Origin of the sequence: Burkholderia sp. Bp8994, assembly GCF_003853805.1 — a bacterium.
Taxonomy (GTDB): domain Bacteria; phylum Pseudomonadota; class Gammaproteobacteria; order Burkholderiales; family Burkholderiaceae; genus Burkholderia.
In genome coordinates this window covers 238,891-262,156 of the sequence record NZ_QTQH01000005.1, presented here as the reverse complement: position 1 = coordinate 262,156, position 23,266 = coordinate 238,891, and the positions used below count along the sequence as shown (strand labels likewise).

General features: G+C 66.8%; 26 protein-coding genes and 1 tRNA gene. 7 read left to right on the top strand and 20 right to left on the bottom strand.

Features of this window, described 5'->3' with window-relative positions:
• Positions 1-103 precede the first annotated feature (103 nt).
• From DIE04_RS07430 to DIE04_RS07420, 3 genes are all read right to left on the bottom strand, one after another.
• Positions 104-1,162 (bottom strand): permease, encoded by a 1,059-nt coding sequence (locus DIE04_RS07430; RefSeq protein ID WP_044843616.1) that lies wholly within the window; start codon positions 1,160-1,162, stop codon positions 104-106.
• Positions 1,159-2,286: a tRNA 2-selenouridine(34) synthase MnmH gene (gene mnmH / locus DIE04_RS07425; RefSeq protein WP_124522211.1), complete on the bottom strand. Its 1,128-nt coding sequence runs from the start codon at positions 2,284-2,286 to the stop codon at positions 1,159-1,161. Before mnmH ends, DIE04_RS07430 begins: the two co-directional genes overlap by 4 nt.
• A gap of 64 nt (positions 2,287-2,350) precedes the next feature.
• The gene (locus DIE04_RS07420) at positions 2,351-3,304 is read right to left on the bottom strand and encodes a LysR family transcriptional regulator (RefSeq protein WP_124485544.1); all 954 of its coding nucleotides are present in this window, start codon (positions 3,302-3,304) and stop codon (positions 2,351-2,353) included.
• 164 nt (positions 3,305-3,468) lie between these two features.
• Here DIE04_RS07420 and DIE04_RS07415 point away from each other — a divergent pair, with 164 nt between their 5' ends.
• The gene (locus DIE04_RS07415) at positions 3,469-4,890 is read left to right on the top strand and encodes a M20 family metallopeptidase (RefSeq protein ID WP_124522213.1); all 1,422 of its coding nucleotides are present in this window, start codon (positions 3,469-3,471) and stop codon (positions 4,888-4,890) included.
• Positions 4,891-4,925: 35 nt separating this feature from the next.
• Complete coding sequence (locus DIE04_RS07410) at positions 4,926-6,212, top strand: MFS transporter (RefSeq protein WP_124572973.1); 1,287 nt, start codon at positions 4,926-4,928, stop codon at positions 6,210-6,212.
• Between the two features lie 60 nt (positions 6,213-6,272).
• Here the strand turns inward: DIE04_RS07410 and DIE04_RS07405 are convergent, their stop codons facing one another.
• Positions 6,273-7,325, bottom strand: a complete 1,053-nt coding sequence (locus DIE04_RS07405; protein WP_044845042.1) for an NADP(H)-dependent aldo-keto reductase — start codon at positions 7,323-7,325, stop codon at positions 6,273-6,275.
• Between the two features lie 198 nt (positions 7,326-7,523).
• Positions 7,524-7,961, bottom strand: coding sequence for a PaaI family thioesterase (locus DIE04_RS07400; protein WP_124485548.1), 438 nt, complete (start codon positions 7,959-7,961; stop codon positions 7,524-7,526).
• A gap of 169 nt (positions 7,962-8,130) precedes the next feature.
• Between DIE04_RS07400 and DIE04_RS07395 the strand changes: the two genes are divergently transcribed.
• Together DIE04_RS07395 and DIE04_RS07390 are read left to right on the top strand one after the other, a co-directional pair.
• The gene (locus DIE04_RS07395) at positions 8,131-8,613 is read left to right on the top strand and encodes a helix-turn-helix domain-containing protein (RefSeq protein WP_044845044.1); all 483 of its coding nucleotides are present in this window, start codon (positions 8,131-8,133) and stop codon (positions 8,611-8,613) included.
• A 418-nt stretch (positions 8,614-9,031) separates the two neighbouring features.
• Positions 9,032-9,655, top strand: a complete 624-nt coding sequence (locus DIE04_RS07390; protein ID WP_124522217.1) for a phospholipase D family protein — start codon at positions 9,032-9,034, stop codon at positions 9,653-9,655.
• Between the two features lie 178 nt (positions 9,656-9,833).
• Here DIE04_RS07390 and DIE04_RS07385 read toward each other — a convergent pair whose 3' ends face one another.
• The 3 genes from DIE04_RS07385 to DIE04_RS07375 form a co-directional block, all read right to left on the bottom strand.
• Positions 9,834-10,052 (bottom strand): hypothetical protein, encoded by a 219-nt coding sequence (locus DIE04_RS07385; RefSeq protein ID WP_124485550.1) that lies wholly within the window; start codon positions 10,050-10,052, stop codon positions 9,834-9,836.
• Positions 10,053-10,486: 434 nt separating this feature from the next.
• A complete protein-coding gene (locus tag DIE04_RS07380; RefSeq protein ID WP_124522219.1) occupies positions 10,487-10,960 on the bottom strand; it encodes a VOC family protein in 474 nt (157 codons plus the stop codon).
• Positions 10,961-11,221: 261 nt separating this feature from the next.
• Entirely contained in the window at positions 11,222-11,530 is a 309-nt protein-coding gene (locus tag DIE04_RS07375; RefSeq protein ID WP_124522221.1) for a phosphatidylserine/phosphatidylglycerophosphate/cardiolipin synthase, read from the bottom strand.
• A gap of 201 nt (positions 11,531-11,731) precedes the next feature.
• Between DIE04_RS07375 and DIE04_RS07370 the strand changes: the two genes are divergently transcribed.
• Positions 11,732-12,475, top strand: coding sequence for a DUF695 domain-containing protein (locus tag DIE04_RS07370; RefSeq protein ID WP_044845048.1), 744 nt, complete (start codon positions 11,732-11,734; stop codon positions 12,473-12,475).
• A gap of 418 nt (positions 12,476-12,893) precedes the next feature.
• Here the strand turns inward: DIE04_RS07370 and DIE04_RS07365 are convergent, their stop codons facing one another.
• A complete protein-coding gene (locus DIE04_RS07365; protein ID WP_185500320.1) occupies positions 12,894-13,514 on the bottom strand; it encodes a hypothetical protein in 621 nt (206 codons plus the stop codon).
• A 199-nt stretch (positions 13,515-13,713) separates the two neighbouring features.
• Positions 13,714-14,130, bottom strand: a complete 417-nt coding sequence (locus DIE04_RS07360; RefSeq protein ID WP_124522223.1) for a hypothetical protein — start codon at positions 14,128-14,130, stop codon at positions 13,714-13,716.
• A gap of 338 nt (positions 14,131-14,468) precedes the next feature.
• Between DIE04_RS07360 and DIE04_RS07355 the strand changes: the two genes are divergently transcribed.
• Positions 14,469-14,933 carry a plasmid fertility inhibition factor family protein gene (locus DIE04_RS07355; RefSeq protein WP_044845051.1) on the top strand — a complete coding sequence of 155 codons (465 nt, stop codon included), beginning with the start codon at positions 14,469-14,471 and terminating at the stop codon, positions 14,931-14,933.
• A gap of 19 nt (positions 14,934-14,952) precedes the next feature.
• Here the strand turns inward: DIE04_RS07355 and DIE04_RS07350 are convergent, their stop codons facing one another.
• From DIE04_RS07350 to ssuD, 9 genes are all read right to left on the bottom strand, one after another.
• Positions 14,953-15,513 carry a GNAT family N-acetyltransferase gene (locus tag DIE04_RS07350; protein WP_124485553.1) on the bottom strand — a complete coding sequence of 187 codons (561 nt, stop codon included), beginning with the start codon at positions 15,511-15,513 and terminating at the stop codon, positions 14,953-14,955.
• Between the two features lie 576 nt (positions 15,514-16,089).
• A tRNA-His gene (locus DIE04_RS07345) sits at positions 16,090-16,165 on the bottom strand.
• 59 nt (positions 16,166-16,224) lie between these two features.
• A complete protein-coding gene (dusA, locus tag DIE04_RS07340; RefSeq protein WP_044845062.1) occupies positions 16,225-17,211 on the bottom strand; it encodes a tRNA dihydrouridine(20/20a) synthase DusA in 987 nt (328 codons plus the stop codon).
• A gap of 126 nt (positions 17,212-17,337) precedes the next feature.
• Positions 17,338-17,592: a hypothetical protein gene (locus DIE04_RS07335; protein WP_124485687.1), complete on the bottom strand. Its 255-nt coding sequence runs from the start codon at positions 17,590-17,592 to the stop codon at positions 17,338-17,340.
• A gap of 55 nt (positions 17,593-17,647) precedes the next feature.
• Positions 17,648-17,845 (bottom strand): hypothetical protein, encoded by a 198-nt coding sequence (locus DIE04_RS07330; RefSeq protein ID WP_044845064.1) that lies wholly within the window; start codon positions 17,843-17,845, stop codon positions 17,648-17,650.
• 141 nt (positions 17,846-17,986) lie between these two features.
• Entirely contained in the window at positions 17,987-18,202 is a 216-nt protein-coding gene (locus DIE04_RS07325; RefSeq protein WP_006400187.1) for a molybdopterin-binding protein, read from the bottom strand.
• A 57-nt stretch (positions 18,203-18,259) separates the two neighbouring features.
• Positions 18,260-19,219, bottom strand: coding sequence for an ATP-binding cassette domain-containing protein (locus DIE04_RS07320; RefSeq protein WP_124522225.1), 960 nt, complete (start codon positions 19,217-19,219; stop codon positions 18,260-18,262).
• Positions 19,216-20,028, bottom strand: a complete 813-nt coding sequence (ssuC, locus tag DIE04_RS07315; RefSeq protein WP_124522233.1) for an aliphatic sulfonate ABC transporter permease SsuC — start codon at positions 20,026-20,028, stop codon at positions 19,216-19,218. The genes DIE04_RS07320 and ssuC overlap by 4 nt, the downstream gene beginning before the upstream one ends.
• Positions 20,029-20,044: 16 nt before the next feature.
• Complete coding sequence (gene ssuD, locus DIE04_RS07310; protein WP_124522235.1) at positions 20,045-21,202, bottom strand: FMNH2-dependent alkanesulfonate monooxygenase; 1,158 nt, start codon at positions 21,200-21,202, stop codon at positions 20,045-20,047.
• Between the two features lie 341 nt (positions 21,203-21,543).
• Here ssuD and DIE04_RS07305 point away from each other — a divergent pair, with 341 nt between their 5' ends.
• On the top strand, positions 21,544-21,972 hold the full coding sequence (locus DIE04_RS07305; protein WP_044845068.1) for a hypothetical protein: 429 nt from the start codon (positions 21,544-21,546) through the stop codon (positions 21,970-21,972).
• Between the two features lie 117 nt (positions 21,973-22,089).
• Here DIE04_RS07305 and DIE04_RS07300 read toward each other — a convergent pair whose 3' ends face one another.
• Complete coding sequence (locus DIE04_RS07300) at positions 22,090-23,238, bottom strand: enoyl-CoA hydratase/isomerase family protein (RefSeq protein WP_124522237.1); 1,149 nt, start codon at positions 23,236-23,238, stop codon at positions 22,090-22,092.
• Positions 23,239-23,266: the final 28 nt, after the last annotated feature.

Below are 23,266 nucleotides of genomic sequence, written 5' to 3'. Positions count from 1 at the left end.
CGGTCGCCGGCAGCCGGGCATGTCGTGCCCCGCGCCTCGATCGGCCACGCGAGCCGGACTTGTCCGGCCGTCGCGCCCGCTCGCCGTCCCGTCCGCGAGTCCGTCAGAACCCGAATGCGATCGCGAGCAGCCCGCTCACGATCCCGAACACGACGACGAGGCCCGTGACGATCGCCAGCATGTAAGGCTTGAACGACCGCGCGAGCATCGCGAGCGACGGCACGCTGATCGGCGGCAGCGTCATCAGCAGCGCGGCGGCCGGGCCGACGCCCATGCCGAGCGACAGCATCGCCTGGATGATCGGCACTTCACCGGCCGTCGGGATCACGAACAACGTCCCCGCGACCGCGAACGCGATGATCCAGCCGAGATGGTTGCCGATGTCCGGGCCGATATGCGGGAACAGCCACGCGCGCGCCGCGCCGAGCAGCAGCACGAGCACGATGTATTCGGGCACGAGCCGCACGGCCATGCGTGCGAGCAGCTTCATCCAGCGGACGAACGGATTGCCGGCGGCAGCCTGTTCGGCCACCAGCGCGGCGAGTTGCGCGTCGTCGATACTGCGGTCCTCCGGACGCGCGATGCGGTTCAGCAGATAGCCGATCCCGAACACCATCGCGATGCCGAGCACGAGCCGCAACGCGCTCCAGTGCCAGCCGAGCACGAAGCCCATGAACACCAGCGCGGCCGGATTCAGCACCGTGTTGCCAAGCCAGAACGCGACCGCGCCGCCCGGCGACGCGTGCCGCGCACGCAGGCCCGCGACGACCGGCGCCGCGCAGCACGTGCACATCATGCCCGGCAGCGACAGCAGGCCGCCCGCGGCGACACTGCCGAAGCCCGTGCGGCCGAGCACGCGCGCGACCCAGTGCGCGGGCAGCAGCGCCTGCACGGCCGAACCGAGCAGCAGGCCGAGCACCATGGCCTGCCAGATCGCCTTGCCGTACGCCCATGCGTAGTCGAGCGCCGCCTTCAGCGACGGCTCGGGCGCGCTCGCCGACGTGCCCATCAGGATCGACTGGCCGATCGAATGATGCTCGGCGGCGACGAACGCCTTGTTGTAGTACGGGAACCATTTCACGTAGAACAGTCCCGCGACCGCGATCAGCAGGAAGGTCAGCCAGCCGAGCGCCGGACTGGGTTGGGTGCGTGTGGTCGTCATCGTGCGGTGGTCGTAGGGTTGTTGTCGGTGGCGGCTCGGGCCGCCCCGCCGGCGGCGGGCGAGGCCGGCAGCCCGGCCTGCGCGAGCGCGTCGAGCAGCGCGCGCGCCTGCTCGCGCCCGTCGGCCGCATTCGGCCGGAAAGTAAACGCCAGTGCGCGGTTCGGCTTGTTGTACGTGGCGCGGTAGGTGCGCGCATAGGCGGGATCGTAATGCTTGTCGATCAGTTCGGTGAACAGCTCGGCCCGCGCGTCGGCATCGATCAGCGCATGCCAGTGCGCCACCTCGTCACGGCTGTGCAGGCCGATCAGCCGATTGAGCTGCGCCTTGAACGCGGCCGGCTCGTCGAACAGGTGGGCATAGTCGTCAAGGAGAAACGCGATGCGTTCGTCGTGCGCCGCCTCGACCTGCACCCACGGCCCGGCGTGAAACGCGTCGATCAACGCGATCGGCAGGTGCACGAGCCCGATCCTTCGGCTTTCCGATTCGACGAACACCGGCCATTCGGGGTCGAAACGCCCGAGTGTCTCGACGAGCCCCGAATCGAAGCCCTTCTGCGACGGCTGCGGCTTGCCCGGCAGCGCGCCGAGCAGCGAGCCGCGATGGCGCGCGAGCGCTTCGAGATCGAGCGTCTGCGCCCCTTCGTCGCGTAGCGCGTTCAGCAGCCGCGTCTTGCCGCAGCCGGTATGACCGACGAGCGCGATGTAGCGAAACCGCGTCGGCAGCGTGTCGAGCGTCGCGCACACCGAGTGGCGGTACGCCTTGTAGCCGCCGTCGAGCTGGCGCGCCTGCCAGCCGATCAGGTTGAACCAGGTCGTCATCGAACCCGAGCGCTTGCCGCCGCGCCAGCAGTAGATCAGCGGCCGCCAGTTGCGCGGACGGTCTGCAAACGTGGTGTCGAGATGGCGCGCGATGTTGCGTGCGACCATCGCCGCGCCGACGCGCGTCGCCTCATACGGCGACACCTGACGGTACATCGTGCCGACGATCACGCGCTCCTCGTTGCTGAGCACGGGCGCGTTCAGCGCGCCGGGGATGTGATCCTCGGCGAACTCGAGCGGCGTGCGCACGTCGATGATCTCGTCGAACTCGCCGGCGCGATCGAGGGTGACAATCAGGTTCTTCAATTTGGCGTCGAACAGGGGCGATGCGGCTCGGCGAGCCGCACGGGCACGGAAGGCGGATTCGCGATTATCTCACGCCCGGGCGTCCCGGGCCGCGCGCGGCAACCGGCGGCGGCGACGCGGCGCTCATCACGTCGATCAGATGGTCGCGAAACGCGCGCACCGACGCGGGCAGATCGCGCCCCGCCATGGTCTGCACCTGGATGCTGCGCTCGCGCAGCTGGGGGTTCGTGACGGGCACGACGACGAAGCCGTCCGCGTCGAAGCGGTCCCGCACCGATAGCAGCCCGGTGAACATGACCGCACCGGTACGCTGCGCGTAGCGGTACATCACCGCGGTGTTGTTGCTGGTCAGTTCCGGCTCGAGCATGAGCCCGTCGAGCACGCACGCGATGTCGATCAGCTGGCGCACCGTCGTGCCGGCCTCGGGCAGCACATGCGGGTGCCGGGCGACATCGGCGAGCGACACCGAATCGCGTGCCGCGAGCGGATGGTCGCGCCGCACGAGCGCGAAGACCGGCGCACGCTCCGTGTGTTCGACGCGTACGCCCTGCTCCGGCGCCAGGCTGAACGTCAGCCCGATGTCGGCATCGCCGTCGCGCACGCGCCGCGTCGCCTCCGCCGGCGACACGACCCACACCGAGAAATCGACGCCCGGGTGGCGCGCCTTGAAGCCCGCGAGCGCACCCGGCAGGAAATCGATCGCGAACCCTTCCGAGCAGGCGACCTTCAGCAGGCTGCCGTGCAGCGCCTCCAGCCCGCCGATTTCCTTCATCACGTGCTCGGCCTCCAGCAGGCTGCGCTGCGCGAAGCCCAGCAACCGTTCGCCGGCCTCCGACAGCGCCATCCCGCGCGGCCGGCGCTCGAACAGCGGCGCGCCGAGTTCGCTCTCGAGCTTCGCGATCTGCCGGCTGATCGCCGAGACGGCCACGTGCAGCCGCGCCGATGCGTCGCTGATCGAGCCGGTGCGCGCGACTTCGACGAAATACCGCAGCGCAAGACCATGCAGGAAAGCCGCCATCGTTCTGTCCCCGGGCCCGTCGCCCAGGCCGCTCCGCTTTGCCTTTTCGGCAAAGAAATGTTCGAAATTCGATCATTGTGACAAAAAAAACCGCTTCCTAGAATCGATCGCACTCCCGGTCGTGCGCGCCGCGCCCGCCGGAAAACCGATACAGGAGACCCGTCTTGAGCCGTACCGCCGCCATCCAGCACGCGCTGAACCAGTTCGAATCGGGCGCGCTCTTCACGACCCTGAGCCGCCGCGTCAGCCTGCGCACCGAAAGCCAGGACAGCGGCTCGGGCGCCGCGCTGCGCGCCTACCTGACCGACGAGATCGTACCGGAGGCCGCGCGCCTCGGCTTCACGTCGCGGATCGTCGAGAATCCGGCCGACGGCGGCGGCCCGTTCCTGCTGGCCTCGCGCCACGAGGACGACGCACTGCCGACCGTGCTGATCTACGGCCACGGCGACGTCGTGCGCGGCTACGACGCGCAATGGCGCGCGCCGCTGTCGCCGTGGACGCTGACCGTCGACGGCGATCGCTGGTACGGCCGCGGCAGTGCCGACAACAAGGGGCAGCACACGATCAACCTGGCCGCGCTGGCGAGCGTGCTCGCCGCGCGCGGCGGCCGGCTCGGCTTCAACGCGAAACTGCTGATCGAGATGGGCGAGGAAACGGGGTCGCCGGGCCTCGACGCACTGTGCCGCCAGGAGCGCGACACGCTCGCGGCCGACGTGCTGATCGCGTCCGACGGGCCGCGCCTCACCGCCGAACGCCCCACCGTGTTCCTCGGCTCGCGCGGCTCCGTCAACTTCAAGCTCAGCCTGCGCGCCCGCGACGGCGGCCATCACTCGGGCAACTGGGGCGGCCTGCTGCGCAACCCGGCGACCGTGCTCGCGAATGCGCTCGCAAGCCTCGTCGACGCGCGCGGCGCGATCCGCGTCGCGGGGCTGCGCCCGCCGCCGATCCCGGCCGCCGTGCGCGCCGCGCTCGCCGACCTGTCCGTCGGTGGCGGCCCCGGCGACCCAGCGCTCGACGCCGACTGGGGTGAGCCGGGCCTCTCTGCCGCCGAGCGCGTGTTCGGCTGGAATACGTTCGAGATCCTCGCGTTCAAGGCCGGTAATCCCGACCATCCGGTCAATGCTATTCCACCCGTCGCGTATGCCCATTGCCAGCTGCGTTTCGTGGTCGGCACCGACTGGGAGGCGCTGCATGCGCACCTGCGCGCGCATCTGGATGCGCACGGCTTCGCCGACATCGAGATCGACGTCGAACGCGGCGCACCGGCGACGCGTCTGCCGCCGGACGATCCGTGGGTCCGCTGGGCCGTCGCGTCGCTCGCGCGCACGACCGGCAAGAAGCCCGCGATCCTGCCGAACCTCGGCGGCACGCTGCCGAACGAAGTGTTCGCCGACACGCTCGGGCTGCCGACCCTGTGGGTGCCGCACTCGTATCCGGCGTGCTCGCAGCACGCGCCCGACGAGCACCTGCTCGCGAGCGTCGTGCGGGAAGGACTGCAGATGATGGCCGGCCTCTTCTGGGATCTCGGCGACGCCGCGCCGCCCGTTCGCCGCGCGGCACCCGCCGCGGCCGGCGCCGCCCTGTAACGCGCTTCGCCCCCTTTCTCGGGACTGCTCACACGATGAATACGACCACCCTGACCTCGCAGGACGCCGCGCGCCCCAGCACCGCGAAGATCCGCCGCATCATCTTCGCCGCGTCGATCGGCAACGCGCTCGAATGGTTCGACCTGATCGTCTACGGCTTTTTCGCGGTGACGATCGCCAAGCTGTTCTTCCCCGCGACGAGCGAGGCGACCTCGCTGCTGCTCACGCTCGGCACGTTCGGGCTGTCCTACCTGATCCGGCCGATCGGCGGCTTCGTGCTCGGCGCCTACGCGGACCGCGCGGGCCGCAAGGCGTCGCTGCTGCTGTCGATCGCGATGATGATGGCCGGCACGCTGCTGATCGCGCTGATGCCGACCTATGCGTCGATCGGCATCCTCGCGCCGCTCGGGATCATGCTGTCGCGGCTGATGCAGGGTTTTTCCGCCGGCGGCGAATTCGCGAGCTCGACCGCGTTCCTCGTCGAACACGCGCCGCAGCGGCGCGGCTTCATGTCGAGCTGGCAGTTCGCGAGCCAGGGTCTCGCGACGCTGCTCGCATCGGGCTTCGGTGCACTGCTGACGTCGACGCTGAGCACCACGCAACTCGAAAGCTGGGGCTGGCGCGTGCCGTTCCTGTTCGGCCTCGCGATCGGCCCGGTCGGGCTCTACATCCGCCGCTACGTCGACGAAGGCATCGAGTTCAAGACGCAGGCGCGCTCGGAAGCGCCCGTGCGCGAACTGTTCGCGGACCAGAAGATGCGCGTGCTGCTGTCGATCGGCGTGCTCGTGATCTCGACCGCGATCAACTACATGGTGCTGTACATGCCGACGTACGCGATCAAGCAGCTCGGGCTGCCGGCATCGACGGGCTTCGCGGCGACGCTCGCGACCGGTTTCGTGCTGACGCTCGTCACGCCGCTCGTCGGCCACCTGTCCGATCGCACCGGACGGATCCGCGTGATGGCGGCAGCCGCCGTGCTGATGCTCGTCACCGTCTGGCCGACGTTCGCGTGGCTCACGCATCACGCGTCGTTCGCGACGATGCTCGCCGCGCTGATCTGGATCGGCCTGCTGAAGGCGACGTACTGCGGCGCGCTGCCGGCGCTGATGGCCGAGCTGTTTCCGTCGCAGACCCGTGCGACCGGTCTCGCCGTCAGCTACAACACGGGCGTCACGCTGTTCGGCGGCTTCGCGCCGTTCGTGATCACGTGGCTGATCAGCGCGACCGGCAACCGGCTGTCGCCGGCGCTGTACCTGATCGGTTGCGCCGTGTTGAGTCTCATCGCACTGCTGGTCGCGCGCACGCGGCTCGGGATGCGCTGACCGCGCTCGCGAACAAAACGACGGCGCGGCATCCGTGCCGCGCGCCATTTACCGTGACGTTTACGGCGCCGGATTCGGCTGCAGCTCGTGCAGCGCGTCGATCTCGGCGAGGATCTCGTCGGACAGCTTCACGCCGATGCTGCCGATGTTCTCCTTCAGTTGCGCGAGCGATGTCGCCCCGACCAGGTTGCTGCGCACGAACGGCCGGCTGTTGACGAACGCGAGCGCGAGCTGCGCGGGCGACAGCCCGTGGCGCTGCGCAAGCGCGACGTAGCGTGACGTCGCTTCGACCGCCTGCGGCTTGCTGTAACGCTGGAAGCGCTCGAACAGCGTGATGCGCGCGCCGGCCGGACGCGCGCCGTTCTCGTACTTGCCGGACAGCCAGCCGAACGCGAGCGGCGAATACGCGAGCAGGCCGATGCCGTCGCGATGCGTGAATTCGGACAGGCCGTTCTCGAACGTGCGGTTCAGCAGGCTGTACGGATTCTGGATGCTCGCGATGCGCGGCAGCCCGAGCTTCTCGGCCGCGCGCAGGAACTGCGCGACGCCCCACGGCGTTTCGTTCGACACGCCGATCGCGCGGATCTTGCCGGCCTTCACGAATTCCGCGAGCACGCCGAGCGTTTCCTCGATCGGCACCGTATACGCGTCGTCGACCCACGGATACGCGGGGCGGCCGAACGTCGTCGTGCTGCGATCGGGCCAATGCAGCTGGTACAGGTCGACATAATCGGTCTGCAGGCGCTTGAGGCTGCCGTCGAGCGCCTCCGTCAGGTTCTTGCGGTCGAACTGGTTGCCTTCGCCGCGAATATGGCGCGGATTGTGCGGCTGCCGCGCCGGGCCCGCGATCTTCGTCGCGAGCACGATCCGGTCGCGCTGCGCACGATGCTGCGCGAGCCAGGTGCCGATGTACTGCTCGGTGCGGCCCTGGGTATCGGGCTTCGGGGGAACCGGATACATTTCCGCGGCATCGATCAGCGTGACGCCCTGCCCGAGCGCGTAATCGATCTGCTCGTGCGCGTCGCGCTCCGAATTCTGCTCGCCCCACGTCATCGTGCCGAGACCGATCAGGCTGACCTCGATGCCCGAATCGCCGAGTGTGCGGTATTCCATGCTGTTCCTGTCGCGTCAGTGGAAAGCAGAAACGCTATCACACTGAAGCGAATGCTTCAGATGGCCGATGCGTTCACTTACAGGCGGCCTTCGATGTGCGTTCAGCCCTCGCCGATACGGATACGGCCGCCTTCGCGCGCGTCGTCCGGTGGATGGCGCCGGACGACCGCGCCGGGCGTAACGACGCCACGCCTCCCGTTACTGCGGCCGCTGAATGAAGCAGGTCGCCGATGCATGCGCGACGATCTTGTCGTCCGGCGTTTTCAGCGTGCCTTCGGCGACACCCAGCGAACGCGACAGGTGAATCACGCGCCCTTCCGCGATCAGGTCGACGTCGCGCGGCACGGGACGCAGCATTTTCACGTGCAGGTCGACCGTGCCGTAGCCGACGCCCGCGTCGAGCATCGAATGCACCGCGCAGCCCGTGACCGAGTCGAGCACCGTCGCGGCGAATCCGCCGTGCACGCCGCCGAGCGGATTCAGGTGCCGGCCGTCCGCCCGCGCGGAAAACTTCACGTAACCGAGCTCGACGCCCAGCGGCCGCATCGGCATCGTCTCCGAGATCGACGCGAGCGGCACGTCGCCTGCCGCCGCCGCGCGCAGCAGTTCGAGACCGGACAGGGAAAGCGGATTCATCGGGTTGTCTCCTGATTGAACGCGCGTCGCCGCGCGAGTAAGTTCCAAATTGGAACTGATTATTGACAAGCGCGCCAGGCTTGTCAATGCAGCCGGCGCCCGGTGCAACCGAAGCTCAGTTCTATAATCGAACCCGCTCCTTCGCTGAACTGCCGCACGAGACTCGATCATGAAATGGGATGACATCGGTACGCTGAACTGCTCGGTCGCGCGCACGCTTGCCGTGCTCGGCGATCGCTGGACCATGCTGATCCTGCGCAACGCCTTTCTCGGCTGCCGCCGCTTCGATGCATTCCAGACGCAGCTGGGCCTCACGCGTCACGTACTGGCCGAGCGGCTCGCGCGCCTCGTCGACGAAGGCGTACTGGTCAAGCGCGCGTATCAGGAACGCCCGCCGCGCTTCGAATACCGGTTGACCGAAAAAGGCCTCGACCTGTACCCGGCCCTGCTCGCGCTGATGACCTGGGGCGATCGCTGGAAGGACGACGGCCAGGGGCCGCCGGTGCAATTGCGCCATCGCACCTGTGGCCAGCTGATGCATGCGGTCGCGGTGTGCTCGGCGTGCGGTGAGCCGCTCGACCCGCGCCACGTGCAGCCGGAACCCGGGCCCGGCTGGGTCGCGCACGAGGTGGCCGGAACGCACGATGCCTGACGCGTCGCGCTGAGCGCCGGTCGTACGAACATGGGTACGCCCATGACAGCGCGGCGCGGCCATCATGCGTGCGCGTGTTGCATGCGTCTTCGTTCGACGCGTATCGTTCGTGTTGCCGCGCCCTGTCTGCCGTTCCCGTCTCGTCGATCGCACGCCGCATTGCCCCTGCGCCCGCACGTGCGTGCCGTTCGTCACGCAGGGACCGTGCCGTCTGCGCACATGCGCACACCGCATCGACTTCGGTCACCCGGCACGACTGCCGAGCCGATTCAGGCGCCGCGCGGCATGATGAACATCGCCACGTCGGGCGTTGCAGACAGCCATCCAGCTGTCGTCCATTCGCATCCGGGCGTGACCGCGCCGCCGTGTCTGCGTTACACTCACGGCCCGCTGTCTCAAAAAAGATTCGCTGTCCAAGATGTTGTCGCGCAAACGCCTCGCCGCCGCCTGCCTCGCTGCTTCCCTCATCGCCACACCCTTCGCCGCCTTCGGCAAGACGCACAATGAATCGCTGCTGCAGCAGGCGTTCGACTTCATCGCGCAACTGCTGCCGACCCCGACCCATGAAGCGCCCGCCACGCAGTCCGTCGAATCGGCGTTCTCGCCCGATGGCGGTGCGGAGGTGCTCGTGCTGAAGGCAATCGGCGCCGCGCGCACCTCGATTCGCGTGGCCGCCTACTCGTTCACGTCGCCGCCCGTCACGCGCGCGCTGCTCGCCGCGAAGCGACGCGGCGTGAACGTCGCGGTCGTCGTGGACGACAAGGGCAATCGCGCGAAGAGCAGCAAGCAGGCGCTGAACCTGCTCGTCAACGCGGGCATTCCGACGCGCACGATCGACGCCTATGCGATCCACCACGACAAGTACCTCGTGATCGATGCCGAACATGTCGAGACGGGCTCGTTCAACTACAGCGCTTCGGCAGCCAGCCGCAATTCCGAAAACGTCGTCGTGGTCTGGAACAATCCGCAACTCGCGTCGCGCTACCTCGCGCATTGGCAAAGCCGCTTCGACCAGGGCACGCCGTACCGCTCGTCGTACTGACGCTTCGCCGCGCGCGATTGCTGGCGTCGTTCGCGTGCGACGCAGCCGACGCGCGCCGTCGTCGCACATCCGCGCCGTGATGGCGTCGATGATCGGCGCGCATTGCATGGCGATCAACCTGGCCGAATGGCCTGCACACCGTGCATGACGGCGCCGCGATCGCTGGAATCAGTTGAAATCAGTGGATGTCGGGCGAGCGCTCGGCGATCTGCGTGGCCGCGACGCACCGGCCGGCATGCGCACGCGCATCGCTTGCCGAAGGCTTCGGCCGATCCCGCGTACCGCCAGGCAACGCGTCGAGTACGCAGTCGGCACTGAAGGTCAACGTGTTCTGGACCATCGGATAGAGCAGATACAGCGCCAACGCGAGATACCCCGCGTACAGAATTCGAACCATGGTGCGTTAGATGAACGATTGATCTTGCCCTGTTTACGGCATCACGTCGGACAGCTTGAGCATCGGGCGTCGAATTGCATGGCCGGCAGCAACGCACGACGCGTGAAGCGTCCGTATCGCATCGACACGGCTACAACGCGTGGTGGCAGCACGATGGAGAATGCGTGATGCTGCTCGACGGGCGCTCGTCGAGCGTTGCGGTATCGACAGAAGCGAAGCACGCCGCCCGGCTTGCGCGAGCGCCGAGCGACACACGATCCCGCGCGGCATCGCGCGGTCGCCGACCGGCTCGGATCGGCCGATCGGCACAGGTACGAATCCGCGGACAAGCGGCGAAGCAACGCCGCCGGCATCTGAGCGCGGACGAGCCGCGCGCCGATACGCGCGGCCAAGAGCCACGTTCAGTCGCGTTCAACCGGATTCGCCCGGCCCGGTCAGGCTCCGCACGGCGGCGCGCTCGCCATCGCTTCCGCGATCTGCTCGGGCGTCAGGTCGCGCTGGTGGGTCGCGATCGACCAGCGATGGCCGAACGGATCCTCCACTTGCCCATAGCGATCGCCCCAGAACATGTCGGCGGCCGGCATCGTGACTGTCGCGCCGGCCGCGACGGCCTGCGCGATCGCCGCATCGGTGTCCGGCACGAACAGGTGCAGGCAGACCGGCGTGCCTTTCAGCGTCTTCGGCCCGAGTGCGCCGTGCTCCGGCATTTCATCCACGAGCATCAGCGTCGAATCGCCGATGGCGAGGCATGCGTGCGCGAGCCGGCCGTCCGGGGTCGGCAGGCGGAACCGTTCGGTCGCGTTGAACGCGCGCTTGTAGAAGTCGATGGCTGCGGCGGCGCCGGCGCAGATCAGATGCGGCGTCAGCGTGCGCATCCCCTCCGGGATCGGTTTGACGGATGTGGCCATGGGTGTCGCTCCTTCAGTCGGTTGTCGTGTCGAAAATCGGGACGGACGCACGATGCGCACGCCTCCGATGCTACGACGGACGGACTCGACGGAAATCGACACGCCGGACGACATTTTTTTGTTCGCGACAGGCGCCGGAACAGGTTCGGCCCGACAACGCGCGAGCATCAGGCCGCGTGCGACCTCCAATGGGGCGATCGCGCATCCGGGCATGGCCTCGTGCGCGATGGCACGGCTCGCGGAACACGCGCCGATCGCCGCTCAGATCTGCGGAAGGTCGCGCAACGTGCGCGACTCGCTCGTCGCATCGATGTCGAGTTCGATCCCCTCCGACGCGTCGCGATACAGCACGCGCTTCAGCCTCGGCCCCACCGCTGTGCCGTCCGCTTCGTCAAATACGGCACGAACGTCGTTGCCGGCCGCAAGCGCACGTGCCACTTCCGCCACCGACGCCTCGCTCGGCGTCGCCGCCCACGACCGGTCCGCCGGATTGACGGCCGCCCAGCGCACGTGCGTCACGCGCGCACTGAGCACATCGATTCGGACACCATTCACCGCGAACATCGACATCGGAATCTCCTTCGAAACGGTTGCGGCCGGGCGAACGCCCGACGATGGAAACCGGCGATGGCGCGACAGCACGCGTTCGATCGCCACCGGACCCGCCGGACGCGCGATCACCCAGGCACGCAGCTTCGGCCAACGCGATTTTCGATGATACATTGGGACGCTTTGCAACCGTCAACAGACAATCGTGCACGGGAGAAACACATGACCGACGCCTGGGGAACCTTCCCTGCCAGAATGGGCGACCATCAGGCCTTCATCAGCTTCAATCACGGCTTCGCGGAAATCGCCGAAAGCGACCCGCGCACGTCGCTGCTCAGCGTGCGCGTCACCCTTGCGCATCCGACGCCCGACGGCCTGCCGAGCGGTGACGAATTCGCCGATCTCACGAAGATCGAGGATCTGCTGGACGCCGCGGTGACCGCGAAAAACGGCGTGCAGGTCGGCCGCATCACGGTCGACGGCAACCAGGATTTCCTGTTCTACGTGCCGTTCGACGAAGCCGCCGCGGGCGAGATCGTCGACTCGCTGGCCGAACAGACGACCTACGCACTTCAGTACGCCTATCAGGACGATCCGGACAAGGAAACGTACTGGCGCACGCTCTACCCGACCGACGACGACTGGCAACTGATGCGCGACATGCGCGTGCTCGAGGCGCTGCGGCAGAAAGGCGACGTGAGCGACGTGAGCCGGCGCGTGATGCACTGGGCCTACTTCCCGGACCCCAGCGACGCGCACCAGTTCGCCGACTGGGCCGAGTCGAAAGGCTATCTGGTCGAATCGGTCGCGCCCACCGAGGACGGCAAATCGGCCGTGCGGTTCGCGCACGAAGGTACGACGGTGCTGGCCGACATCACGCACCATACACTCGAGATCAATCGCGAGGTGCACTCGCTCGGCGGCGAATACGACGGCTGGGAAACCAGCGTCGAGCAGGCAGGCTGATTGCGCTGACACGCGCGTGACGCGCGATCGGACCGTGGAGGGTTCGGGATCAAAAGCATCCCGGCGGCGCGACCGCGTACCGCCGGGATCCAGGCATTGCCGGCCGCAACCGGCGATCGGCCCCAAGCGATCGCTCACGCACGAGGAATGCGATTCATGCGGATCAGGCGAACGGATGCCGGGACGCGAAACGTCGTCTGCCGAACGCCTGTCCGGTTCCGCCGACGCGGCTTGCATGCGTCGTGCGGCCAAAAAGCCCCCGCTCCTGCGCGAGCGAGCGGGGTAACGGTTGACCGGGCCGGGGTAGAACGGTCAACCGGCCAGATTGTCATCGTGGCCCGTGCGACCGTCTGTGCGGCAACTCACCCTTTCAACCGGAAAGCCCGCACGCGCCGGCACCGCATGCGGCACGTCGCGGTCAGCGCGCGACGCCGGCGAGTGGCGCGGCGACCGCGACGATCACCGGGAACAACACGACGGCCCCGATCATCATCACGCCGTCGGCCGCCAGCGTGACCGGCGTCGCGAGCACGCGAACGGCCTTGTCGCCCTTCGTCAGGCGATCGTCGACCTCGATCGTGTAGGTATGGGAAAACGACGACCACGTCTTGCCCTGCTCAAACCCGTCGGCCCGATAGCGCGAACCGTTCAGCGCGCCTTCCATGCTCAGCTCGCCTTGACGGGACGTCGTAAAGCCGTCCGCCTGCGCACGCGCCCAATCGTCGTCCATCATGCCGGCGCGTGAAAGCACGAGCCGGTATTCGCCCGAGATCTTGCTGCCCTGTGCGACGAATCCATGGAGCGCCGCCTCGATCGACTTCCGGTAGGACGAGGCCAGCACGGCGCCGAGATGCGCGGGCATGTCGAAGATGTAGTGATACTGGTTGCCCAGCACGACGAATTTCTTGCCGTCCTCGCTGACGAGGAATCGATCGACCGTCTCTTCGTATCGGCCGTTTTCGAACAGCATCGCGGTACATCCTGCCAGACCGGTGGCAGCGACGATCGTGCCGGCGATCAGCAGCGTTCTTCTTTTCATGTTTCGAGTCCGGATTTTTTTGATTTATATCGGCGATTTTTAAATCGCGCCAGTCTCCGGTATCGCGCATGCATCGTCAAAGCAGCGTGATGCCGCTTTCCGTGAATCCGCGCTTTTCTTTCCGGATTTTCGTGAAACGACGTTTCACGACCTAACCCACTTTTTCTGGATTTCTGGATGGAGCGGCGCGAACCCGACGCTACGCCGGGCCGTCCGTGAACCATTCCGCAATCATGTCGATCCAGTCGAGATCGCTGGCGATTTCGACGACGACGTCGCTGATGGTTTCTTCGACTGAAGAATCGCTGGCGACCGCACTGGCGGTACCAGCGGCAGCACCTGCTGCGACCGCCTTCGCGGCTGGGATTTTGACGAGCGGCGCGCCTCGCGGGCTGACCAGTTGCTCCAGCCAGTCGACGATACTGGCGCGCGCGTCGTCCTCGTCGGCGAAGTCGTTGCGCTTCAGAAAACGGTCGAACACGACCCACGCGAGCGTCTTGCTTCGGGAAACGGAATCCAGTTGCCATTCGGTCACGGCGACCCGCCCCGTTTCCCGGGTTTCGAGCGTCGCTGTGAAGCGGTAATCGAGATATTCGATCTCAAGTTCAGGCGACATGATTTTCTGCGGCCACTCCGCTCTCTCGGTTCTTATCGATGTGCCGCGCCAGTCCGGTTTCACGCGCCGCGTGAATCTTGTGTGAATTCCGGACCGCGCGTCATGCAGACAGGCAGTATCGCGATATTCTCGCAAGCTGTCGACCGCGACTGAAAATGCATGGCCGCACCCGTCCAGTAACCGATACCCGTTGCGTGATCGATTCCGTGCCGCATTCTTTCGCGCATGATTGCGCCGGCTCGATTCCGGGTATCCGCGTGCTCCGCGGCCGCGGCCGCAGCCGCAGCCGCGCTGTTACACTCCCGCCACAAAAAACGCTTGCCCCACCCAAGGAAACAATGACAGTCGCTCGGGCACAACATGACGGCGTCGATGTCTGGATCATCCAGCTTCCGGGACACCCCGCCTATGCCTATACACATCTCAAACGGGTATTCGCGTCCGACGACTCGCGGCATCGCGTCGTGACGGTCGACCTGGCGAAGCTGCTCGCGTGCGCCGATCGCGACACGACCGACTATGTGCTGCCGTCGGTTCAATACTGGGCGCCCGGCAAGGCCGCCGGCATCCGCGATTTCCTCGATCCGGCCGAAGCCCGGATTCCCGACATGCCCTTCATCACGTTTCGCGAGACGAGAACGCGGACGCTGCTTGGCCTTCCGGGCCTGTCGAAAGTCGGCATCGCGTCGTTCCGGAACGGTCAGCATCGCGCGCGCTATCTGGCGTTTGCAGGGGCAACGAGCCTGCCTGTCGAAGTGCATGAAACCGAGGCGGATTTGCTCGTGCGGTATTGCGGCGAGTAACGGACGCGCCGCCTCATCTTCAGCGGCATCGGTCGTGCAGCGTGCCGCCTTGGCGTTCGGTGCCGGCATCGATCACGTAGATCCGGTCGGCGACCTCCGTGCGGCCGATGAAGCTGGTTTCGACGCCCGCCAACCGCCAGCCGTTGTGCTCGTAGAAGCCGATCGCGCGGACGTTGCCGTCGAGTACCGAAAGATGAACCTTGTCCTCGCCGATATGGCGGGCCCATGCGCGAACGGCTTCGATCATGCGCTTGCCGGTACCGCTTCCGTGATGCGCGGGATGCACATGAAGGCAATCGAGCAGGACGCCGCGCGCCGGATCGACCGGCCTTTCGGCGCTGACGAAACCGACCGGCGCCCCGTCGGACTCGGCGATCAGCACGAGGCCCCACTCCGCTTCGGCGCGGTCGAAATAGTTTCGCCACCGCGTCGCGTGCTCCGTCGGCACCTCATCGGCGAGATAGGCCGCCGGCAGGATATGGCTATAGGCGTTCTGCCAGCTCAGCGTGTGCAAGCGAGCGATGTGTTCCGCGTCGTGTGGTGTCGCGTTGCGCAGCGTGATGGTGCGGTTTTCCGGCATGCGAGGGTCGCTCTCGTTGTGCGATGGAGGCAGGGAAAGTGTAGCAATCGCGATGTTTCAACGGCGGGTTGCACAGGGAGTCGCGTGCGGCAGTGCGCGTCATGCCGTGGTCATCGCTTAATGCACCGTGACGCCTGCCGCTTTCTCCAATTCCTCGACAGCAGCGCCGCCCAAAAAAATGTCCCGACGCCTTCCGGGGCGTCGGGACCGAACGGCCCTGCAAAGCTAAGGGCACGAGGAATCGATACATTACATGAATGTAAGACTATTAAGCATTGGCGGCTCGTGCCAAGTCATTGGTTTAATCCGCCAATCTGCGAGACGATGAGCGAAGCCGGTCGCCGCTTCGCTTCGCGGGGCTCATGAGCAGCGGCCGCTCGATGAATCGAGCCACGCGCGAGTGACGTGACTCGGCGCGCAGTCTCAATATCGAAACGGCTTTCGTCGGCTGACGCGAAATGGATGAATGGCGAGCAGAACGCTCTGGAAATGGCGCGGCTCGAATCGATGCAATCGCATCGAATTTTCCGCACAAAACAAAACAGGCGCCGAAGCGCCTGTTTTGTTTGAGAATTTTGGGGTGGCTGATGGGACTCGAACCCACGACAACAGGAATCACAATCCTGGACTCTACCAACTGAGCTACAGCCACCACTGATACTGCTTTGTTTCTTCGCTGTTTCGTTTCGTGTTCAGCAGCGAAGAACAAGATTATACGAAGACTTTTCCGTCTTGCAAAGCATTTTTTTCAAAAATTTCTTCGGCATCGTTCAGATGCGTGCGCGCCTCGTCGAACACGGCCAGATCGCCGCGCGCGAGCTTCTTGTTGTCGGACAGCACACGACGCCAGCCGCGCGCACCCGCGACGCCACGATAGAGCCCGAGAGCATGCCGCACGATCGCGCCGAGATACGTGCCGCGCTTCAGTTCCGCCGCGCAGTATTCGATCAGTTTCGCCTCGGCCTCTTCGCGCGTCGGCACCGCCGCAGTCGACCCGTAGAAGCGCGCATCGACACCCGCGAGCACATACGGGTTGTGATAAGCCTCGCGGCCGAGCATCACGCCGTCCACGTGCTCGAGATGCTGCGCGACTTCGTCGAGCGTCTTGATCCCGCCGTTGATCACGATCTCCAGCGACGGGAAATCGCGCTTCAGCTGATACGCATAGTCGTACTTGAGCGGCGGGATCTCGCGGTTCTCCTTCGGCGAGAGCCCCTTCAGGATCGCATTGCGCGCGTGCACCACGAACGTTTCGCAGCCGGCCTCCGCCACCGTGCCGACGAAGTCCCGCACGAACGCATAATCCTCGACCGCGTCGACACCGATCCGGTGCTTGACCGTGACCGGCACCGACACCGCATCGCGCATCGCCTTCACGCAGTCGGCAACGAGTTGCGGCTCGTTCATCAGGCACGCGCCGAACGCACCGCGCTGCACGCGCTCGGACGGGCAGCCGCAATTCAGGTTGATCTCGTCGTAGCCCCACTGCTCGCCGAGTTTCGCGGCGCGCGCGAGATCGTCCCGTTCGCTGCCGCCCAGTTGCAGCGCGACCGGCGATTCGTTCGGCGTGAACGCGAGATGCCGCTGGGCGTCGCCGAACAGCAGCGCGCCCGTCGTGATCATTTCCGTATACAGCCACGTGTCGCGCGTCAGCGTGCGATGGAACGACCGGCAATGACGGTCGGTCCAGTCGAGCATCGGGGCCACGGAAACGCGGCGGGGAGGAAGCGAGGACGGTACGGACATGGAATTCGGGGCAGCAAGCGGCGCGGGAAACAACCCGACATTTTACCGCAACGCGACCAAGCCGGCCCGGCAGCCTGACTAGACCGGCCCGCCATCGCCCAGTTCGACGTCGACGGCCCGCCGCGCCTCGTCGAGCACGCGCTCGATCACGCGCCGTTCGGTCAGCAGCATCCCGTCGACTTTCACGAGCCGCCAGTCGATCCGCACGGCCGAACCCTGCAGCACGCGGTAGTGCGCATGCTCGCCGTCCCACACCTGCTCGGTCTTCACCTCGATCTCGTAGCCGCGGTACGGCTCGCTGAAATCGCCGAGATCGCTGCCTCTCGGTTCCATCGCTCGCTCCGTGGCGACACGGCGCCAGGCCGCCGCGGCGGCCGGCGCCGTGTGCTCAATCGTATTCGTTGGACAAAACGGATTTGCCATCGGCGGTCAGGTCGACACGGTCGGCCGCCGCCTGGTAGATCAGCCCTTCGTTCAGCAACGCATAGACGACGTCGTCGAACGCGGCAGGGACCGGCCGGCTGTCGCCGAACTGGTCGATCCACTTCAGCGCCACGATGGCTTCGGGAGAAAGGATGGGGGTCATGCGTTGGCCTCCGGCGTCGGTGTCGTTCCATCCTAGCACTTCGTCCTGACGCCGAATACCGAGGCAAACGCTCGACCATGAAACAGGGGCGCCGCGGACGGCCAGACGGCCCGCCCGCGGCGCCCTGCACCGGAAACGCGCTCAAAGGCGCGCGATCGACACCTCGGTGGATTTCACGAGCGCGACGACTTCCGCGCCGACCTTCAGTTCGAGTTCGTCGACCGAGCGCGTCGTGATCACCGACGTGACGATGCCGAACGGCGTCTCGACGTCGACCTCGGACACCACGGGCCCGCGAATGATCTCCTTCACCTTGCCTTTGAACTGGTTACGCACGTTAATTGCAGTGATGCTCATCGGGTTGATCGCTCCGAAGAAAAAAGTCTGAGAACGGGCGGCCGGTGCCGCCCGGATTTAAACGGCCCAGCGAATCTGCCCGACCGGTCGTACGTGCTCCACCTCAGGCACCGCACCCTGCTCGCCCCCGCCCGGCCCGCCGGCGAGTACGCGTTGCAGCACACGGTCTTCCAGCGCCGCGAATGCGGCCGACGCGCGCGCACGCGGCCGGTCGAGCGGAACGGACTGATCGAGGGCGACACGCCCTTGCTCGATCAACAGGATCCGGTCGCCGAGCGCGACGGCTTCCTGCACGTCGTGCGTGACGAGCAGCGCGGTGAACCGATGCTCGCGCCACAAGCGCTCGATCAGCGCATGCATCTCGATGCGGGTCAGCGCGTCGAGCGCACCGAGCGGCTCGTCGAGCAGCAGCAATTGTGGCCGGTGCACGAGCGCGCGGGCGAGCGCGACGCGCTGCCGCTGGCCGCCCGACAGCTGGGCGGGCCAGTCATTCGCGCGCTCGAGCAGCCCGACTTCGTCGAGCACCGCGCGCGCCTGATCGCGTGCCCCGCGGCCCAGGCCCAGCATCACGTTCTGCAGCACGGTCTTCCACGGCAGCAGTCGCGCATCCTGGTACATGATCCGGGTGTCGAGCGTGCCGCCACCCTCGCCGCGCGTCACGAGCGCACCGCTGCTCGGCGCCTCGAGCCCCGCGACGAGACGCAGCAGCGTGGATTTTCCGCAGCCGCTGCGGCCGACGATCGCGACGAAGCTGCCGCGCGCGATGCCGAGTTCGACGTTGTCGAGCACGGTGCGCGTGCCGAAGCGCTTGCTGACGCCCGACAGCGTCACCGCGTCGTCGGCTGCCGGGCTGCCCGCGCGCCGCCGCGCGAGCGGAACGACGGATGCACCGCCGTCCCGATCGACGATCGCCGCATCGCGTGCGTCGTCGTCCGTCACGCGCGCCTGTACCAGTTCGGCCTCGAGGTCTGCGCCGGCGAGCGGGCCGTAGGCGGCCGCCGAAGTCGTCGCATTCATGCCTTTGCTCCTGATTGATAAGCGGGGTGCCAGCGCAGCGTCACGCGCTCGATCCATTTCGCCAGCACATCGGCCAGCTTGCCGAGCACCGCATACAGCAGGATGCCGACCACCACCACATCGGTTTGCAGGAATTCGCGCGCGTTCATCGTCATGTAGCCGATGCCCGATTGCGCGGAGATCGTTTCCGCGACGATCAGCATCACCCACATCAGCCCGAGCGCGAAGCGCACGCCGACGAGAATCGACGGCAATGCGCCGGGCAGGATCACGTCGCGATACAGCGCGAAGCCGCGCACGCCATAGCTCTTCGCCATCTCGATCAGGTTCGCGTCGACCGAGCGGATCCCGTGATACGTGTTGATGTAAACCGGGAAGAACACGCCAAGCGAAACAAGGAACAGCTTCGCCTTCTCGTCGATGCCGAACCACAGGATCACGAGCGGAATCATCGCGAGCGCGGGGATGTTGCGGATCATCTGGATCGTCGAATCGAGCGCGACCTCCGCCGCTTTCGACAGGCCGGTTGCGAGCCCGAGCGCGAGACCCACGCCGCCGCCGATCGCGAAGCCGAACAGCGCGCGCCAGGTACTGACCTTCACGTTCGCCCACATCTCGCCCGACGTCACGAGCGACCACGCGGCACGCACGACCGCCAGCGGCTCAGGCAGCACGCGGGTCGACAGCCAGCCGACGCGCGCGCCGACCTCCCATACGGCCAGCAGCGCGAGCGGCACGAGCCACGGCGCGATGCCGCGCCAGGCGCGGGCGGCCACGGCGGCGCCCGTCGTCGACGTTTTCGTTGTCATTGCAGGCCTCCTTCGTTCAGCTCTGGCTCGCCTTCGGCAGATAGTTGTTGCCGACGATCTCGCCGAACGGCCCTGACAGCGGGCCGGACGGACGCGCCGCGCCCTTGCCCTTGATCAGCGGGAACACGAGCTCGGCGAAGCGGTACGACTCCTCGAGGTGCGGATAGCCGGACAGGATGAACGTCTCGATGCCGAGATCCGCGTATTCGCGCATGCGTTCCGCGACCTGCTCGGGGTTGCCGACGAGCGCGGTACCCGCGCCGCCGCGCACGAGACCGACACCGGCCCACAGGTTCGGATACACCTCGAGCGCCTCGCGGCCGCCGCGCTTGCCACCGTGCAGCGCGGCCATCCGGCGCTGGCCTTCCGAATCCATGTTCGCGAATGCCTGCTGCGCGCGGGCGATCGTCTCGTCGTCGAGACGGCTGATCAGGCGGTCGGCATCGCGCCACGCCTCGTCCTCGGTCTCGCGCACGATCACGTGCAGGCGGATGCCGAACTTGATCTTGCGGCCACGCGCCTCGGCGCGGGCGCGGATGTCTGCGATCTTCTTCGCGACGGCCTCGGGCGGCTCGCCCCAGGTCAGGTAGGTGTCGATGTGATCCGCGGCGATCGCGTGCGCGGCCGGCGACGATCCGCCGAACCACAGCGGCGGATGCGGGCGCTGCACGGGCGGATACAGCGCCTTGCCGCCCTTCGACTGAAGGTGCTTGCCGATGTAGTCGAAGCCGCCGTTATCGTGCGAGGCGGACAGCAGTCCGCGCCAGATGTTCAGGAAGTCGTCGGTGATCTCGTAGCGCGTATCGTGATCCGCGAACAGCCCGTCGCCTTCGAGTTCGGCGGCGTCGCCGCCCGTCACGACGTTGATCAGCAGGCGGCCGCCCGACAGGCGGTCGAACGTCGCGGCCATCCGCGCCGCGAAACCGGGCGATGCGATGCCGGGACGCACGGCGACCAGGAACTTCAGACGCTGCGTCGCCGGAATCAGGCTCGACGCAACGACCCACGCATCCTCGCAGGAACGGCCGGTCGGCAGCAGCACGCCTTCGTAGCCGAGCGTGTCGGCCGCGACGGCGATCTGCTTGAAATAATCGTAATCCGCGGCGCGCGCGCCTTCGGCGGTGCCGAGATAACGGCTGTCGCCGTGCGTGGGAATAAACCAGAAAACATTCATCTGCTGCTCCTGCTTGACTGTCCTTGCCGGAATCTGGATAAAACGAAGCCCTGCTCGCGTCGCGAATCAGCGACGCATGCATGGTGTGCATTCGAATCGGGATGGCTCGCCGGTCAGGCCGTGCCGCGGACGAGTACGCGATTGCACGGCTGTTTCTGGGAAATCAGTCTATGGATCGGTGCAGGGCTTTGGAACGATTTTTTTGAGCTTAGGTTTTCCGCTTTCGTGATTAGCGCGACGCTCCAGCGAATATCGCATCGGCCGGGCCCTATAATGACGCACCTATCCGAACAACTTCGCGCGGACGGCCCCGGCCGGCCGCGCCTGCAATACGCTCACCGATGCAGAAAGTCATCCTGCCGTTCCTGTCCGGCTTCCTGGCCGCCCTCTTCTTTCGCGAAGCGACGCTCGCGCTCCTGCATACGGCCGACCTGATCGCCGCAGCCGGATTCTCCACGCAACCTTTCGCGCCGCTCGGCATTCCTGAATTTGTCGCGAACGCGCTGATCAGCGCGTGCTGCGCGATCCCGATGGCGTGGCTGCTGCGCGTGTCGCCGGAGCGCGAAGCGCCGTGGATCGGCGCGCTGGTGTTCGGCGGCATCGTGCTGACGGCCGCCCGCGTGTTCGCGATCGATCCGCTGCGCGGGATCTGGCCGTCGGGCAACATGATGCCGGTGCTCGCCGCCGGTTTCGCGGCAAACGCGGTGTGGGGTTTCGGTGCGCTGGTGTTCATGCGCGCGTTCATGTCGGACGACGCCGGCGACGAATAACGCACGGCTTGCGGCGAGGCCCCGGCCCTGTCGCCGAGCCGGATCGGCATCCGCAAACGGAAAGGCCGCCTGCACATGCAAGCGGCCTTTTTGCTTTTCGCTTCGATACCGCGCGCGTCAGTCCTTCAGGTTGCGCAGCGGATGCGTGTCAGGCGTCCACGGGCTGTCGAACATCGCGAGCACGTCGGCCCGGTCGATATCGGCCGTCGACTTGAAACGCCAGACCGGCTGTTGATCCTTGTCGACGATCAGCGCGCGCACGCCTTCGATCACGTCGCCGTGCGCGAACGTCGAACGCGTGAGGTCGAGATCGCGCCGCAGGCAATCGGCCATCGTCGCGCCGCGCGCGCGCTCGACGACTTCGAGCGACACGGCCATCGACAGCGGCGACAACTGGCTGCGCATCGCGTGGGTCGCCTTCTCGACCCATCCGTCGATGGCCGCGCAATCCTGCTCGGCGTCGAGCGACGCCAGGATCGCGCCGATATCGGGCTGCGCGAAATGCCGGTCGATCCCGGCGCGCGCGTCGGCCAGCGCCGACGTGTCGGGCGTCGGCACGACCTTGTGCGCGGCAGCTGCGTCGGCCACGCACGCGACGGCCTGCGCGCCGCTGTCGATCCGCGCGCCGTGCAGCGTATCGAGCAGCGCCGGCAGCGCGGCGTCAGGCAGGTATACGTCGGCGAGCTGCGCATACAGTGCGCCGGCCGCGTCGAGCGTCGCGCCGGTCACCGCGAGATAGCGGCCGAGCGCGCCCGGCGTGCGCGCGAGGAACCAGCTCATCCCGACGTCCGGGAACAGCCCGATGCGCGTTTCGGGCATCGCCATCTTCGTCGAATCGGTGACCACACGCAGGCCGCCCGTATGTCGCGCCGCCTGCGAAATGCCCATGCCGCCGCCCATCACGACGCCGTGCATCAACGCGATGTACGGTTTCGGATAGGTGAACATCGTATGGTTGAGCGTGTATTCCTCGATGAAGAACGTGTCGACCGCATCGCGATCGCCGCGCTGCCACGCAGCGTGGAAGAAGCGCACGTCGCCGCCCGCGCAGAACGCGCGCGGATGCGGGCTGTGCACGACGACGGCCGTCACCTCCGCGTCGTCGCGCCATGCATCGAGCGCCTGCTGCATCAGTCGGATCATCCCCACCGACAGCGCATTCAGCGCCTTCGGCCGGTTCAGTTCGAGATAGCCGATGCGGTTCGCGACATACGCGCGCACGTCGGGCTGGGCGGCTTCGGCGGAAGCGGCAGTGGAATCGGTCATGTGAGCCATCCGGCGTATCGCGGGCGCA

Excerpts from the sequence above, each read along its gene's own strand:
- DIE04_RS07405 (WP_044845042.1), bottom strand. The coding sequence starts at position 7,325 with ATGGAATACCGCACACTCGGCGATTCGGGCATCGAGGTCAGCCTGATC.
- DIE04_RS07385 (WP_124485550.1), bottom strand. The coding sequence starts at position 10,052 with ATGGTTCGAATTCTGTACGCGGGGTATCTCGCGTTGGCGCTGTATCTG.
- DIE04_RS07325 (WP_006400187.1), bottom strand. The coding sequence starts at position 18,202 with ATGAGCATCACTGCAATTAACGTGCGTAACCAGTTCAAAGGCAAGGTG.
- ssuD (WP_124522235.1), bottom strand. The coding sequence starts at position 21,202 with ATGAATGTTTTCTGGTTTATTCCCACGCACGGCGACAGCCGTTATCTC.
- DIE04_RS07305 (WP_044845068.1), top strand. The coding sequence starts at position 21,544 with ATGCAGAAAGTCATCCTGCCGTTCCTGTCCGGCTTCCTGGCCGCCCTC.
- DIE04_RS07430 (WP_044843616.1), bottom strand. The coding sequence starts at position 1,162 with ATGACGACCACACGCACCCAACCCAGTCCGGCGCTCGGCTGGCTGACC.
- DIE04_RS07360 (WP_124522223.1), bottom strand. The coding sequence starts at position 14,130 with ATGTCGCCTGAACTTGAGATCGAATATCTCGATTACCGCTTCACAGCG.
- DIE04_RS07320 (WP_124522225.1), bottom strand. The coding sequence starts at position 19,219 with ATGAATGCGACGACTTCGGCGGCCGCCTACGGCCCGCTCGCCGGCGCA.
- DIE04_RS07395 (WP_044845044.1), top strand. The coding sequence starts at position 8,131 with ATGAAATGGGATGACATCGGTACGCTGAACTGCTCGGTCGCGCGCACG.
- DIE04_RS07370 (WP_044845048.1), top strand. The coding sequence starts at position 11,732 with ATGACCGACGCCTGGGGAACCTTCCCTGCCAGAATGGGCGACCATCAG.
- DIE04_RS07420 (WP_124485544.1), bottom strand. The coding sequence starts at position 3,304 with ATGGCGGCTTTCCTGCATGGTCTTGCGCTGCGGTATTTCGTCGAAGTC.
- ssuC (WP_124522233.1), bottom strand. The coding sequence starts at position 20,028 with ATGACAACGAAAACGTCGACGACGGGCGCCGCCGTGGCCGCCCGCGCC.
- DIE04_RS07390 (WP_124522217.1), top strand. The coding sequence starts at position 9,032 with ATGTTGTCGCGCAAACGCCTCGCCGCCGCCTGCCTCGCTGCTTCCCTC.
- DIE04_RS07400 (WP_124485548.1), bottom strand. The coding sequence starts at position 7,961 with ATGAATCCGCTTTCCCTGTCCGGTCTCGAACTGCTGCGCGCGGCGGCG.
- DIE04_RS07380 (WP_124522219.1), bottom strand. The coding sequence starts at position 10,960 with ATGGCCACATCCGTCAAACCGATCCCGGAGGGGATGCGCACGCTGACG.
- DIE04_RS07365 (WP_185500320.1), bottom strand. The coding sequence starts at position 13,514 with ATGAAAAGAAGAACGCTGCTGATCGCCGGCACGATCGTCGCTGCCACC.
- DIE04_RS07330 (WP_044845064.1), bottom strand. The coding sequence starts at position 17,845 with ATGACCCCCATCCTTTCTCCCGAAGCCATCGTGGCGCTGAAGTGGATC.
- DIE04_RS07375 (WP_124522221.1), bottom strand. The coding sequence starts at position 11,530 with ATGTCGATGTTCGCGGTGAATGGTGTCCGAATCGATGTGCTCAGTGCG.
- DIE04_RS07355 (WP_044845051.1), top strand. The coding sequence starts at position 14,469 with ATGACAGTCGCTCGGGCACAACATGACGGCGTCGATGTCTGGATCATC.
- dusA (WP_044845062.1), bottom strand. The coding sequence starts at position 17,211 with ATGCTCGACTGGACCGACCGTCATTGCCGGTCGTTCCATCGCACGCTG.
- DIE04_RS07350 (WP_124485553.1), bottom strand. The coding sequence starts at position 15,513 with ATGCCGGAAAACCGCACCATCACGCTGCGCAACGCGACACCACACGAC.
- DIE04_RS07410 (WP_124572973.1), top strand. The coding sequence starts at position 4,926 with ATGAATACGACCACCCTGACCTCGCAGGACGCCGCGCGCCCCAGCACC.
- DIE04_RS07300 (WP_124522237.1), bottom strand. The coding sequence starts at position 23,238 with ATGACCGATTCCACTGCCGCTTCCGCCGAAGCCGCCCAGCCCGACGTG.
- DIE04_RS07335 (WP_124485687.1), bottom strand. The coding sequence starts at position 17,592 with ATGGAACCGAGAGGCAGCGATCTCGGCGATTTCAGCGAGCCGTACCGC.